At 45.3% G+C, this 15,906-nt stretch carries 9 protein-coding genes; 2 read left to right on the top strand and 7 right to left on the bottom strand.

The genetic code is table 11. The features are described from left to right. Positions 1–6: 6 nt before the first annotated feature. The 6 genes from AC1DM9_RS05510 to AC1DM9_RS05485 form a co-directional block, all read right to left on the bottom strand. Positions 7–4,389: a beta-L-arabinofuranosidase domain-containing protein gene (locus AC1DM9_RS05510; protein WP_477578972.1), complete on the bottom strand. Its 4,383-nt coding sequence runs from the start codon at positions 4,387–4,389 to the stop codon at positions 7–9. A gap of 88 nt (positions 4,390–4,477) precedes the next feature. Further along, positions 4,478–5,074: a TlpA family protein disulfide reductase gene (locus tag AC1DM9_RS05505; RefSeq protein ID WP_477578970.1), complete on the bottom strand. Its 597-nt coding sequence runs from the start codon at positions 5,072–5,074 to the stop codon at positions 4,478–4,480. Beyond that, complete coding sequence (locus AC1DM9_RS05500; RefSeq protein WP_477578968.1) at positions 5,071–6,063, bottom strand: S-layer homology domain-containing protein; 993 nt, start codon at positions 6,061–6,063, stop codon at positions 5,071–5,073. Before AC1DM9_RS05500 ends, AC1DM9_RS05505 begins: the two co-directional genes overlap by 4 nt. A gap of 236 nt (positions 6,064–6,299) precedes the next feature. Next, positions 6,300–6,572, bottom strand: coding sequence for a DUF6171 family protein (locus AC1DM9_RS05495; protein ID WP_441881577.1), 273 nt, complete (start codon positions 6,570–6,572; stop codon positions 6,300–6,302). Positions 6,573–6,586: 14 nt separating this feature from the next. Further along, positions 6,587–8,080 (bottom strand): alpha-N-arabinofuranosidase, encoded by a 1,494-nt coding sequence (locus AC1DM9_RS05490; RefSeq protein ID WP_441881580.1) that lies wholly within the window; start codon positions 8,078–8,080, stop codon positions 6,587–6,589. 181 nt (positions 8,081–8,261) lie between these two features. Then, positions 8,262–9,050, bottom strand: coding sequence for an alpha/beta hydrolase (locus tag AC1DM9_RS05485; protein WP_441881583.1), 789 nt, complete (start codon positions 9,048–9,050; stop codon positions 8,262–8,264). Positions 9,051–9,293: 243 nt separating this feature from the next. Here AC1DM9_RS05485 and AC1DM9_RS05480 point away from each other — a divergent pair, with 243 nt between their 5' ends. Next, complete coding sequence (locus AC1DM9_RS05480) at positions 9,294–10,274, top strand: aldo/keto reductase (RefSeq protein WP_441881586.1); 981 nt, start codon at positions 9,294–9,296, stop codon at positions 10,272–10,274. A 165-nt stretch (positions 10,275–10,439) separates the two neighbouring features. Continuing rightward, positions 10,440–10,925, top strand: a complete 486-nt coding sequence (locus AC1DM9_RS05475) for a C40 family peptidase (protein WP_477578965.1) — start codon at positions 10,440–10,442, stop codon at positions 10,923–10,925. Between the two features lie 210 nt (positions 10,926–11,135). On the opposite strand, the gene AC1DM9_RS05470 is transcribed toward AC1DM9_RS05475, so the two are convergent. Beyond that, positions 11,136–15,701 (bottom strand): LamG-like jellyroll fold domain-containing protein, encoded by a 4,566-nt coding sequence (locus AC1DM9_RS05470; protein WP_477578964.1) that lies wholly within the window; start codon positions 15,699–15,701, stop codon positions 11,136–11,138. Between the last annotated feature and the right edge of the window lie 205 nt (positions 15,702–15,906).

Below are 15,906 nucleotides of genomic sequence, written 5' to 3'. Positions count from 1 at the left end.
TACCGTTTAGCCAAGAATCAAACGAGCGAGTAATGCAAGATCCTCAATATCCACTTTGCCATCATGATTCAAATCTGCCTTTTGGAACTGCTGCCAATTCGGATCGCTGCTGGATTTGCCATACGAATATGCTACAATTGCCAAATCGCCAACTGTAATTTTATTATCATGATTCACGTCACCGTTACTTGGCTTGATGACACCGGCAAGGAAATCTTCTACTGCAGCATTCAGCTTCGTAATCGCGTCAGCAATTTCAGCTTTCGTTGCCTTCTCCTCATCAGCAGCCAGCTTCGCTTTGTTGATAGCCGATTGCAGCTGCTGCTTCATCGCAGGAGGATATTGTCCCGGTTCTGTTCCTGTTTCCGCTCCATCATACAAAGCTTGCGCTTGCGATAATGCCGCCAGCAGTGCAGACTTATCACCCGGAGCTGCCTGTATCTGAAGATGATGCTGAGCTTCAAGCAGAAGCAGCTCCTGCCCTTCTGCGTTTGCAAGCTTAACGTCGGTTACCGTTATAGAGGTATTTACCGTTTCATCTGCTATGCCAGCTCGGAAAGTCAACTTCAGCCAGTCTTCGTTTGGCGAAAGGGCTGCCCCCTCTCCAAAGGCTAATATCCGAATTTTGCCCGGCTCAAGCTCTTTAGGCTCAAGCACTTTCAGCCCTTCCCGTAGTGGCGTCGCACCCGAGAAGCTGAGTTTGCTTGGATCAAAGGTTACCGTAACGTCCTGTGCATAAACACTCTGATATACGCTGTCCGTAACATTTCGAACCGCTAAGGTAAGATTCAGATCAGCACCGCTCGGTAYGTTTGCAGCACCTGTCAGTACAGCTGTCCCTTGATCCGAAGGCTCAACAGCTTCTTTGCTGACTGCTGACAATGCGATGTAGTCTAGCTCATAAAAGCCTGGATTTGGTCCAGAACCCCGCATAAACTTGATCGAGTTAACCCCTTCCTTCAGCTCAACGTTGACGCTTGAAGCCATAAATCGGCCCCAATTAATCGTCCCTGCGAGCTGCAAGGACTGCTCTTCGCCTTCATTAACCATAATTTTTGCAGCAGCTGGCTGATAATTCCCCGTATTTTGCGCGTACCAAATAAACATTTTGTACGTCCCTGCTGCTGGAACCTCAACCTGGTTAAAGTTAACGTAGCTGTCGGCATAATCGATGCCGCCAACGTAGCTTGAGCCTGATGCATGCACATTATTGCTGCGAGCCGACGCCTTGAACAGCTGGGCGTTTTCCGCCTCGTATTTATAAGGTTGAATGCCCGTTTCCTCAGTCACCTCAGGGAAATAAGTAACCCGCAGGTTTTCCGCTCCAAACGGAACAAGCGTAATTTCCTCCGTAGGCTCTGCGGAATATACAGGACCCACCGGCGGCTCTGCGGCTGATACCCCGTTAGCTGCTTTGCCCCATGACGGGATTCTCTTTCCTTTCACAATTAGCTTTATCGGGGTAGTCTCCTGTATGAACGGATTTTCCGGCATATCGGATACGACGACCTGAATCGAGTCTGCTGGGTTGTCGCGATCAAGCAGCAAACCATAATTCCAAGGCGACTGCGCATTGATGCTGTATTCCTTGAAGCCAGGCGCCTTCACTTGCGGCGCTGGATTAGACTGTTCTACCCAGTTCTCATCGATTTTCAGAGAGAATACGAGCGGGCCTCGTTCGATGCCAATCGAATTGTTGACCCAAGTCGACGTTTTGAGCTCCATTGGCAGCGTCAAAACAACGGTATCGCCTTTTGTCCATTGCCGATCAATCGTAAAATATTGCCCGGATACCACGGCCTCTTGCGGCTGCCCATTCACCGTGATAACTGCTTTGTCCGTCCATTCCGGAATACGCAGCTTCAGCGGGAAATTCACACTCTTGGACGCTTCCTCAATCGTAAACCGAATTTGATCCTCGAACGGATAGTTCGTCGTTTCCTTAACGGTTACATTCACTCCATTGATTTTGGCTGATACACGGCTCGGTCCATAGGCAATAACGCCAAGCCCGCCATCCGAAGTACCCGCCCACATGTCCTCCACAAAATAAGGCCAGCCCATATGCATATTGAAACGACAGCAAGGATAACCCGAATAAGGCGACTGTACGGTGCCATTTCCGTAATTTTGCTTAAAGCCATGATCGGTTACGCCGCTTTGTACTTGATTCGGCAGCGAATAGTATTGATGGGTTTTAATATCCTTGCTCATAGCACCCGGAAGCGAATTAAAAGTAATTTTCTCCAGCGCATCTCCGATTGCCGGATCACCGGTAATCATGGCGGCAACCGCGTTGCTGTGTACCCGCTCCACAATGGCACAAAGCTCAACCCCTTGCGTTGAAGCTAACCCTGCGAGCATCTCTGTTCCTGAATTCATGCCGGTAATTTGATTGTGTGATTGATTCAGATGCTCTACGCCTGCTTGAAATGCAAGCTTATCTGCTTCATTGTTCGATAGTTGATAATAAATAGAGGGGGTTTTAATCGATTGATTGACGTTGACTGTATGCTGCGAGTAAAAGTTATCAGGATTAATCTTAGCGGCTGTTAAAAAATGGTCGTTCGTAAAAATGTCAGTTTCATCGCCGCCTTGCTTATGCAGCTTCTCAGCGAGCTGCAGCAGAAACTCATCTCCTGTACGGTTGTACAGCCAGAGCACGACATTCATATTGTCGCCGCTGCGGATTTGTCCCCAATCCCTAAGCGGACGCTGGTCTAGATTGTTCAGCTGGTAGTGAAAATAATTCGTAAGAAAGGAGATCGCTCGCTTATCATTTGTCGCCTCGTAATAATCCTTGAGCACATAAATAGCAACCATGCGCGGCCACCAATCATTGTCGCTGGCAGGACCGAAGAAGCCGTCATCACGCTGGCTATTCAACATCCAATTGACCCATTTTTGCGATTTTGCAATCAGCTCCGGATCGTCAAGCGTATAAGCGAGCGCGACCAATCCCTTCACATAATAGATAGGGCGTTCCCAATTCGATTCTGGCGCTGTTCCACCCAGCCACTCCGAATTTGTGCTAAGCTCTCCGTATAAATCCTCTGCGTAGCCGGTTGCACCATCCTTCATTAGCTCTAATTGCTTAAGCAGCCAACCATCAGCTTTGACCGATCCAAGCGGAAGCGGCACAAACGGTGTTTGTACAAGCGGATCTTTATTTTTGACCAGCTCTTGGAACGACTCCGCCGGTACGGCATAATCAGTTGCAATAAAATTGTCAAATAGTGGCTCAGACTCATCCGCCCATACCCCAATGCCGCCGGAGGTAAACTTTTGTTCACTGTCATCGGTGTATTCCAGAATGGAATTATGCATATCGTCCACATATATTTTGATGCCATTCCCATAGGTTACGACCTTCAATTGATAAAACTTGTTCGCAGTGACCGTATCCAGTGCCTTAACGACTTTAAGATCAGTCCACTTATCCGTTAGACGGCGAAGTACCAAGTTTCCATCATTTCGCAGTCCTGCAAAATAACCTTTGGGTTCCTTTCCCTCACCGCTTAGCTTAGTTCGAAACAAAAGTCCTGCCGTACCCGAAGCTAGCGGCAGCTTAATATCAGTCTCCACTGTAAAATCGGTGAACACCGTATCTTTTACGAGCAAAGCCTGATTTGCGCCGGCGTTTACGGTTATCCCGCCCGATTGCAATTTCCACTCCCCTTGAGCAGCATGCCAACTCGGCAATGTGAGCCCATCCGCTGGGGCATCAAATGAATCCGTAAATGCGAGCTCCCCCTTATCATTTGAAAGTTTGAGATTGTCATAGGTCGGCTGGGATTGGTAAAGCCTTACGCCGACCTGACCTTTCGTATAGGTCGTATCCGATTGTTCCAACACCAGCTTATCATTGACATAAAACTTAATTTGCGACCCGGCAACGCTAACTTTAAAGTGATAAACTACATTAGGATTAATCGCTATCGAAGTCCGCTTCAGCTCAGTCCATTTGTTGTCCATACGGCCTAGAAATACGCTGCCCGTTCCTTGCGCGGAAATGCCTGCGTAATAACCTTTCACATTGTCCGCCCCTGGCGCTGCGCTAACCGTTCGGAAAAGCAATCCCGCATCACCGTTTCGACTGGCAAGGCTTATATCTGCCTCCACGGTGCCATCTTGTATTTCGGTTTGCTTAACCAAAGCTTTAGATCCTGATCCGCTTTCTCCGGTCATTTTGCCATTTGCCGTTGACCATATTCCATCGATGACCGCCCAATTTTCATTAATGATGGAACGATTGAAATGATCCTCGAAAAAAACCGGCTCTGCTCCAGTCGCAGCTTCTACATGAACTGCTGGCAGAAAGATGCTTACATACATTGAAAAAATGAGCGGCAAAACAATCATTGATTTCAGCCTGGCACTGAACCGCATCCAGCTTCACTCCTCAATCTTAGTTCTTGCAATCGCAAGCTCATGCTAAGCTTGCGTTTCAATTCAGCTGCTAGTAGATGATGCAAGCTCACCTCCCCTCCGTTAACATTTCCAGCTTGCTCTCAAACTCCATCGGATCAATCAAATGAAACGTATCCAGTACCGTGTCGTCCGTATCGATAATAAATGTAGTTGGCAGCGCATGCAGCTCGTATAAATAAGAGGCACGTTTATTGGCATCCAGTAAATTCGTAAACCGCCATTCATTTTCCTCGATGAACGTTTCAATGGCGCTTGCTTGTTTTTCTTCTGATGATAGATTCACGCCGTAGAAATCGACCTTATCTTCATATCTCTCATGCAGCTTCTTTAAGGTGGGAGCTTCAACACTGCATGCCTCACACCAGCTCGCCCAAAACTGCAATACAATCGGTTTATCTTCTGCACCCGCTACGGTGTGGGTTGCTCCGTTCAGATCCTTGAGCGTAAAGGCAGGCGCCTTCACTCCAGAAGTCGCTTTGCGGTGCAAAGCAGCTTCCTGATTCAAACTTAATACGCTCTCCAGCGCGGATGCATCCAGCTTATCGCCTGCATTGCCGCTCGTTTGATCCGAATTTAATATGAAAAACAAACCCAAGACCGTAGCTGACAAAAAAACGGAAATCACTAGAATCGTTTTTTTCATTGCTTTGAGTCAATCAAAGCAAGCAAGAGAGTAACGGCTTCAGCCCGAGTCGCATTAGCGCTTGGTGCAAACTTATTTTCGCCTCTGCCTTTGATGATGCCCGCTTCAGCAGCCATCGCTACAGAAGGCTCCGCCCAAGCTGGAATTTGGCTCCGATCTGCAAATGACGATCTTTTCGCCTGATCAACCTTCCATTCGAGTGCTCTAACAACCATTACCGCAATCTCCGCGCGATTAATTGGCTTGCTAGGGCGGAATGTATTGTCCTCGTACCCTGTTATAATGGCAGCTTCTACTGCAGTACCAACAAAAGCGGAAGCCCAGCTTGGTATGCTGCCTGCATCTTTAAACGATACATCTGTTGCAAGGTCAGCTTTCAAATCTAGTGCTCTGACGAGCATCGCTGCAAATTCCGCGCGGGTAACCTGTGCATTTGGTTTGAAGGTTCCGTCCGTATAACCATTAACAAACCCTAGCTGAACAGCCCGCTCAATGGATGCGATTGCCCAGTGTCCCGCAATATCTTTGAATGACACCGCTGAATTTCCTAGGTTAGCGGTAAGCTTCACATTAGGCTTCAGCGTACTGGAATCGAGGGTACTTTTTACAAGCTTCGCATCCGTGAGCTTTACCTCGGTATCCCCATTTCCGATTGGCTCGAATAGAAAGCTGGATAATACGCTTTTACCATTCTCGCCTGCTTTGTTCCCTATCTTCGTCGCAGCAAACACAATTTGATTGCCTTCGACGATCGGCGATATCGAGAATCCTGCAATGCTGCTGCTGGCACTTTTAAAACGAAGCTTCTTTGCATCAAATGACAGCTTTACCTCATAAGCGTACATATCGGTTAGCTTATCCGCAGTAACGACGATTTTAATATCTTTATCCGATTTCTCCTGGGTAAGTGCGAACACCGGCGTATCCGCTGCAAACGCAAAGCTTGGGAGTGCCATAGCAAGCAATAAAACGATCAAACCAGCCGACATAAAACGCTTACATTTCTTCAATGAAATCGTCCCTTTCATCTACATAGAATAGTAATGAGAGATGTGCATAACCATTTAGCAATCCAATCGATAGTTTTATTGTACAAAGATGAATTTGGAATGTATTTGCAATATCAGGTTAAAAGTTATGAATTTCCGCCGTTCCTTTTTAAAAATAAATAGAGCTGCTCTCTATATAGACAGAGAGCAGCTCTAAGATCCTTATTCATATATTTTCATGCATATTTCGACCAGCGGCTATCCCCAGGATTCGGACAAGCACGTTCTTTATATTTGGCGGCAATACGTACGAAACACCCGCATACGATACATGTCGTACCATATTGAAACTTCGGGCAGTTTCTACATTGCTTCAAGCGCTGCTCGTACACATCATCCGGCACACTAATTTCGGACTGGAACATCGGCGCCGCCAAAATCCGATCGATCTGCTCATCAGTGACAAGGTAATCATCACGACAGCCTTTGCACGCATTTTTGCTGCTCATTGCTGGTGGTATCCCTATTCCGAGATCAGCTCTAGCACCGTTACCGACATTGGCGAGAGCTTCGCGCTAATTTTTGACCCATTAACAGTGAAAGCTTGAAATGCGGTTGGCGCAACAGCTTCCGGATTTTCAAACGTGTTGTGCGCGTCCTTAGCGGAAGCTGAAAGCTCTGTACCCGAAACCTTAAGCCCTGCACCTGCTAGGCCGCGAAGATCAATCTCCACATCCGCTCCGGACTGATTGTCCAAATTACACAAGCTTACATGGATGCGGCCACTCGCGTCCTTTGAAGCAGATACGGATACTTGCGGAATCTTCTGGTCATTGTGCGCATAATCCTGACTGTCAATTGACGTGGTAAGAAGCGTTGCATCCTGATGCACCTTATACATATCAAAAACGTGATACGTTGGCGTCAGCACCATTTTCTCTCCCTCAGTCAAAATGACCGATTGCAGCACATTGATCACCTGAGCAATGTTAGCCATTTGTACCCGGTCACAATGATCGTGGAAGATATGAAGCGTAATTCCAGCAACCAGCGCATCACGAATCGTGTTTTGCTGATACAGGAACCCTGGATTTGTACCCGGCTCCACATCGTACCACGTACCCCATTCATCAACAATAAGGCCAACTCGCTTCTTCGGATCATAACGATCCATAATAGCCGAATGACGTGTAATCAGCTCGTCCATATAAAATGTTTTCTTCAATGTACCGTACCATTCATCCTCGGAGAAACCTGTTGCTGGACCTTTTTGTGTCCAAAACTCCCCTGGAATGGTGTAATAATGCAGCGATATCGCATCCATCATCCCATGTGCTTCCCGCATGACAACGTCCATCCAGCGGTAATCATCTACGTTTGGACCGCAAGCGATCTTATGGATTTTGTTATCGCCATAATTGCGCACATAGGTTTGATATCTGCGATACAGATCTGCATAATATTCAGGACGCATGTTGCCGCCGCAGCCCCAGTTCTCGTTGCCGACGCCAAAATATTTCACGTTCCACGGCTTTTCCCTGCCGTTTTCTGTACGCAATTCTGCCATTGGCGATACGCCGTCAAATGTCATGTACTCTACCCACTCCGACATTTCCTGAACGGTGCCGCTGCCCACGTTGCCTGAGATATAAGGCTCGCATTCCAGCATTTCACACAGCATCAAAAACTCATGCGTGCCAAAATGATTGTTCTCAACAACACCGCCCCAGTGGGTGTTGATCATCTGCTTGCGCGACTCACGTGGTCCAATGCCATCCTTCCAATGATATTCGTCCGCGAAGCAGCCGCCCGGCCAACGAAGAACTGGAATTTTCAGCTGCTTAAGCGCTGCGACTACATCATTGCGAATCCCGTTTGTGTTCGGAATAGGAGAATCCTCGCCTACCCATATCCCTTCATAAATACAACGTCCCAAATGCTCAGAGAAATGTCCATAAATATTGCGATTAATCGTACCTGCAGCCAAATCAGCGTTAATGGTTATACGGTTTGCCAAATAAATCGACCTCGCTTCAATATAATAGAATAAATAGACTTTGATAAATAGTTGGATTAATACATTTATTCATCCATATACTCATACATTAATCCTAACCAAATCATAATGGTAGCGGATACATTTTGCAACCCTTCGAATAAAAAAAAGCTACCAGCCTCTCGGCATGATAGCTTCCTTCTTATTCGTTTTGTTTTGGCAGCCATTCTAAGAACTGCTGGATATGCGTGTCCCAATAGCTCCATTCATGATTGCCTGGACCTTCAACATAAGTTAAAGGATAATTCGCCTGCTCGCTCGCATTACGGAAGGCGATATTATCATTGTATAGAAAATCCTCCGTACCACAGCATTGATAGAGCAGAGGCTTAGCCGCCGAATCCAGCTTGGCACTCCCCGCTACAAGATGCAGCAAATCATCATCCGTGCCTTTAATTTCTTTATCACCATATATGAGATGGAACAGACGCTTCAGATCAGTCATTTCGCTCCGTTTCACCATATCCGCCATATCCAGCGCACCGGATAAGCTGCCAGCTGCGGCAAAACGATCCGGATGCCTTAATGCCCATTTGAATGCTCCATAACCGCCCATCGATAAGCCCGCGACAAAATTATCTTCACGGGCATCAGATAGAGGGAAGAAAGAACGAGCAACGGCCGGAAGCTCTTCGGTTAGAAACGTCCAATATTTATTGCCATATGCCATATCCGTATAAAAGCTTTGATGCACATTCGGCATGATAACCGCAAAACCCTGCTCGGCTACATAACGTTCAATAGAAGTTCTGCGCATCCAAATGGTATCATCATCAGACAAGCCATGCAGTAAATATAACGTTTTATGAAGCTTCTGACTGCTGCGATTATTCATACCAATTTGCGATGTCGTCTGCTGCGGCAAAATAACGGTCATCGATGTACTGAGGCCCAGTGCCTCAGAAAAAAAGTTGCAAGTAATGAGTGCCAAACGATATTCCTCCTATTAATAGATATGCTCTGTTTATCAACTTACTCTAATGATATGTAATACTAGTAATGTAGCATCTATATGAAGCGCTTGCAATCTATCATATGAAACGGCGATGCTTCCATGTCCTATACGCCCTAAGGTTAGTTAGTGAACTTTTTTTCAGTGCTTATATGTACAGAAATAGAAAGGTATAATAGAAGTCGTCACAGAGTGAATATAAATTTTGGAGGTTGATTACGAATGAAAATGATGCCAATAGAGCGTCGTGGAATATCCGACAGCCGTCTCGTGTTAGGCTGTATGGGGTTTGGCGGAAGCTGGGATCTTGCAGACCCGATTACACCTGATCATATCAAGCAAGCAGAGGAAGCGATAGAAGCCGCGCTATCAATCGGCATTACGATGTATGATCATGCGGACATTTACACAAGAGGCAAAGCAGAATCCGTATTCGGTCAAATTCTTAAAAAGCAGCCCAAGCTTCGTGAGCAGCTCGTTATTCAATCTAAAGTAGGCATTCAGCTATCCGATGGCATTTTACCTGGACGCTTCAATTTCTCGCAAGAGCATATCTTATCGTCTGTCGATGGCATATTGGAGAGGCTTGGCACAGAATACTTAGATGTTTTGCTGCTTCATCGCCCTGATCCGCTTATGGAGCCGGATGAAATTGCAGAAGCTTTTACGAAGCTGAAATTATCCGGCAAGGTTCGCAACTTTGGCGTATCCAATATGAGCCCGGGACAAATTCGTTTCCTGCAGCGCTCGCTGCCTGATCCTATTGTCGTAAATCAGCTGGAAATGAGTCTACTCCGTCATGATTTCATCGATCAAGGTGTGCATGTCAATCAAAAGGCAGGTTTAAAAGACAACTTTGCTGAAGGTCTTATGGAATTGATGCAAATGGAAAATATACAAATTCAAGCATGGGGGCCTCTGGCACAGGGGAAATTTTCTGGAAGAGTATCCGAGAACGCAACGGAGTCAGAATTGAAAACAGCTGCTCTCGTACAACAAATAGCTGAAGAAAATGAAACGACACCGGAAGCCATCGTACTAGCTTGGTTAATGAAGCATCCCGCTCGCATTCAGCCTGTAATCGGCACTGTTAATCCTAAGCGGATAGCAGCCTGCAAGGATGCGGTGAAGCAATCGGAACTTATGACGAGAGAGCAATGGTACACGCTTCTAGTAAGCGCAAGAGGCATAAATATGCCTTAATTCGCGGGAATACGCGGATTATTAATATTTTTTCATTTAATTCTCATAATCGCTCATAATCCTTATAATACCTGCCCTTTCGTTCTCATGAGTGAAAATAGCCCTTTTGCGGATGTGTTATAGTCATAATACATAAAACGAAACGCGGAGGGACAACCTGACAGCATGAGAAAATTACACCTACTGAAATCGATTGCCAAAGCAGGCATTTGCAGCGCTATCGTCATATCGGCATTCACAATCGGAATTTTTGCTCCAAAGGCACATGCAGCTACACCTGAAACACTTAATCTTGTTTCTACAGGAAAAGAATTTATCGGCACTCCATATAAATTCGGTGCACCGGCAGGCGTTACATACGCATTTGACTGTTCATCTTTTACTCAATTTTTGTTCAAAGGACTTGATGTTTCTCTTCCACGCACATCTGTAGCACAAGCTACGGTTGGCGAGAAGGTTCCTAAGGGTTCACTCAGCATGGGCGATCTTGTCTTCTTTAAAACGAATGGCAAGACGATCAGCCATGTCGCTATTTATGCAGGCAACAACAAAATTATCCACAGCGCTACAAGCACTGGTGTTACCGTGTCGGACATGACCTCCAGCTACTGGTCCAAAAGTTATGTTACAGCAAGACGCGTCACAAATTAATTTTATAATATAGAACTTGGCTGTTATCGCCCTTTGCGATAGCAGCTTTTTTCTGTTTATCGTGAATCAATCGCTAGCTTCTATAACATTCTTAACCATATATACGGGATATGAAACAATAAGATTATATTCTTTCTATTATGGATGAAATGAATAAAAAATAGACATGCAGTACCTTCATTAGGTTTGCATGTCTATTTCATTATTTTTTTAACGGCTGCTGAGTGCAAATTCAGCAGCTATTTGCTCTGCCGTCAGCGCTTTACTATAAATTTTCAACTCATCTACTGCGCCTTTAAACGGAGTATCCCAATAGTTTACCCCCACGCCAAATACACCGCTATTATTAGTAAACACATTTGGGAAGCCGGAGCCTGCAAACTTTTCTTTTCCATTAATATACACCTTGGCTGTGCCGTTATTAACGGTAAATGCAATATGCGTCCATTGTCCAATGCTGATTTTCAGCCCTGTACTCGCATCATACCAAGCAGTGCCAGACCAAAGCATCGTGTTGCTGTTGACTGGGCCTCTTGGCACGAAGCTGATCCAGCTTTCATTCGTTCTTGATCCAAAAAATGCTGTCGCAAAGTTGGTCGCCTCCGCAGGATTAAGCCACATGGATACCGAATAAACATTGCCTTCTATTATACCGTCTGGCAGACGAATGCCTGAAGCGCCGTCTAATACAGCCGCCGACCCCAAAATGCCTGTTCCAAACGTAATGCTGCCTCCCGTATTATCTACTCTATTTCCTGTAATCGTACCCGCAGATACACGCCCTAATGAATCCATTAGATTCGAGTTAAAAGCATAATAAGCATTTTCACCATCCGTTACATGTACAACATAGGTCGCTGTTTTATGTCCGGCGTCATCAGCTGTTGCAGTTATTGTAGTTGTTCCGAGTGCAACTGCTGTTACTTGCCCTGTAGCTGCATTCACGATAGCGATGCTGGAATCGGCTGAAGACCAAGTAATCGACTTATTAGCTGCATTCACTGGTAAAACATTGACTTCAGGCAAATAAGTTGTGCCAATCGCTAGCGACTTCTCCGCAGCATCAAGCTGAATTTGTGCAACTAGAACAGAGGCATCCGGCTCTCCAAAAGCCAACCACCCTATTTTCTCTGCATGTAAAGCCACATCGTAAATACGAACCTCATCGATGAGACCTTTATAAGGGGTGTCCCAATAATTGACCCCTAGTGCAAACAAACCGTGCTTGTCTGTAAACACATTTGGCATTCCTGTACCGGAATATTTCTTAATCCCGTTGATGAATATTTGTGTCTCGCCGTTTTTCACTGTAAATGCAATATGTGTCCACTCATTCAGCTTGATTTGGATACCTGTAGATGCATCATACCAAGCTTCACCTGACCACAGCATCGTATTATTTTTCGCAAAATCATGCCCTCTTGGCATAAAGCTGATCCAGCTTTGCGGCGTTTGTGCACCGAAGAAAGCTGGAGCAATGTTTGCTGCCTCGGCAGGGTTCAGCCACATCGATACGGTATATTCATTTGTTGAAATTAAGCCCTCCGGCAAAAGAACACCTGACGCGCCGTTAAAGCTAGCTGCCTTTCCTTTGCCCGTCGTTCCATCTACAAACGAAATTTCTCCGCCTGTACGATCAATTCGGTCGCCCGTGATCGTTCCTGCCGCCATTATGCCCGTCATCTCTTCAAGATTATTCTCAAAATTGTACTGAGCAACTAATCCATCGGCTAGCGGACTTTCATTATGCTGTTGAACTATAAGTGTGAACGTTTTGGATGCGGTTGCGCTGCCTAACGTTATCGTTGCTGTTAATTGCACCGCTGCATCGCCGGAACCTGCGCTAGGCCTTGTTACAGCCCCACTTGCCGTTACGACTGATACATTCGAAGACTCCCATGTAATCGGCCAATGGTTTGCAGCTTTCACAGGAAGGCTGACATCATTATATATGCGGCTTGTATCGCCTAGCGTTAACCTATTAACTGCATTCGCAGCGAGTTCTTGATCAGTTAACGCTGCCAATTGACTTCCCCAAACAGCAGCGCCTTTGCCTGACAAAGCGCTAAAAGCCAAGATGTATACATTCGAAGTAGGGTCCCATTGGCGAATGAATATCCCTTTGTATGTCGTCTGAACAGGAACGTCATTTACAAGCTCATCAACTTTCAGGTTCGCATAATAGTCGCCATCTAGTTCCCAAGTTCCGGTCACAGCCCCTGTAATTTTGCCGTCCTGCTCCAGCTTAATGTAAACAGAAGGTTTAATCTCCTTCGTAATCTCTTTGCCGTGGTTAATATAATGATAAGCGCCAACGACATCGCTTTCGGAAATTTTGCCAATCGTCTCACCCGTGTAACGATGTGGAGCGACCACTGGCCAGCCATCTTCGTTCATAAACATCTGATGCACACGAACCTCATGGCCTTCCCCGCGGTAAGGGAACCGACTGTGAAAGATGTTGAACAGCTTACCATTTGATTCATCGTAGTAAGTCGAGTTATGGCCTGCAGATACATAACCATAGGTAGGGAAGTTCGCTTGTCCATTTAAGTTGCTGAAAATAAAATTACCAAAGCTCTTCACGCCATACGGTTCAATTGCCGCATCTTTAAAGAATGAACCCTCTGGACCGTGAGCCTGAATCATATCCTGACCTTCATAATCCACATAAGGTCCATCCGGCTTTAAGGAACGAGATATTCTCATATTGTAGCCGCCAACTGAATCTAATCCTCCAAATGTCACAAATAAATAATAGTAGCCGCTATTCGGATGATATTGGATGTAAGGCGCTTCAATACGGCTGTGATTTTGACCCATCAATCGTTTGCCATAACCTTGATTTTCTAATGGAAAACCGGTTTCGGCATTCATCTCTAAAATAAAAATTCCGCCTGAGTATGAGCCATAAACCATCCATAATCGGCCATCCTTATCAAAAAACGTATCGGGATCAACAGCATTCGGATGTTTTGTACCGTCATAAGCCGTACCTTCAGCGCTTATTCCTTTGCCTGATTTCAGGAAGATGCCTTTATTCACATATGGCCCTTCGATATTATCCGCAACTGCAACCCCGAGTGCTGAGAGCGGTTGATCTCCTTTGCATGCATTGTAATACATGTAAAACTTGCCATCTGCAAGCTGAATGACATCAGCAGCCCATAGCGTATCCGTTTCTGCCCAGCCGAGCGCCTCAGCCAATTCCTTTTTCACATTGCTTTCAGCACTCTTGAACAGTTTATTCGTTTCCGTCACGCCTGAATCGATTAACGACCAGCTCATGAGATCATTCGATTTGGCAGCCGCCAAATGCGAGCCAAATACGTAATACGTTTCGTCAACTTTAATAACGGATGGATCGTGAACCGATACATTTTCAAAAGTCGGCGTCGGCGTCGGTGTCGAAGTAGGAGTAGGAGTAGGAGTTGTTGATGGTGCAGGTGTTTCATTTCCACCACCATTACCACCAGAAGCAGGAAATGTCGCTGCCTCTCGCTCAAGCTTAGCCTCATTCTCACTATTGCTTGTCACTTTGCCTTTGCCTGTAACTTTGAGCTTACCGTCAAACAGAATGATAATCTCTTTAATTTCTGCGGCCTCATTCACATGCAAGGCTGCTTTTTGCTCCACTATCATTTTACTTATGATACCTTTCAACAATTTAATAGCAGGTAAAGATAATGCAGAAATCTCAACCTTATCGAAGTTTCCATCCAGCTCAATGGTTGCATCCGCTGCTGTATCCTTGTCAATCAATACATTTATGAAGCCATCACCAGTTAAACCAGCAGCCTCTTCAAGCTTAACGCCTGAAATGGTGAATACTTGACCAACGGTTGTTGTTCCTTGCGTAACCATTCGCAGCTTGCCATTCTTTTTATCAACAAAAATTTGCGCGATATCCGAATCATTTATTTTAATGCTGTTTTGGCCTCCTCCAAATACTTTCACTACTCCTTTTACTTTGACATTGTCGAGTATGACATCCCCTTCGGCGATGCCTTCGGTTAAATATAGATCTCCTTCAATAGTTGTATCTTTTAACGTAATATTCGCTGTATTAATGATTATGTTTTTGCTTGAAACATCCGTATATGTGCCCGCTTGATTCAATATCTCTCCAGAAATATTGTTTATTAGACGCAGCGCCTCAGCTCTTGTAATCTTGTTATTTGGTTTAAATGTTTGATCTTTATATCCTGTTGCGTACCCTTCCATAACGAGCGCATTCACGGCTTCCTTACTCCATGAAGGCAATGAGCCCAGATCCGTAAGAGCGCTTTCATTTTTGGCCGCACTACTCAATCGAAATACTCTAACTAAGATAACGGCAGCCTCTTGACGAGAAATCGAATCGCCCGGACGGATCGTTCCGTCGCTGTAACCGGAAATATATCCTGCCGCAACCGCCTTTTTCATTTCACTGTAAAAAGAACTCGATGCAGATACATCAGAGAAAACAATCTCTTCCTCATCAACAAAACGAAAAACCCGATTCATCAGAGTCATAAATTCCACTCGACTAATCGCTTGATCTGGTTTAAATTTCCCATCTCCATAACCCTGAATAAGCTGTTTCTCGTACCACGCTGTAAAATCCTTTTCCGCCCAGTGGCCTTTCACATCGGATTTGATTTTGCTTTGGTTTGCATGATTCAAGGTACTCTGAACGGGTTCTGTATTACCTTCAGCAGCCACAATTAATGGTGCAGGTACAAGTAATAAACAAACAAGAACCACTGCAATCCGTTTGCTAAAATATTTGAGCATYGCATAACTCCCCTTTCGATTGAAAATCATGTTTCATTCATCATGATGGCATCATCAGTAAATCGAACGATACGCTCCCATTCACCTCACATTCCCTATTCCTGCCTAACCTTTAACCAACGAATAATAATTAAACTAATCGATTACTAATTTTATTAACGTTTACATTGTAACGACAAACGCTGTAAATCGTCAATAGAAAATA

The organism is Paenibacillus sp. 01T431, assembly GCF_056398625.1.
This window is presented reverse-complemented; position numbering and strand designations above follow the sequence as displayed.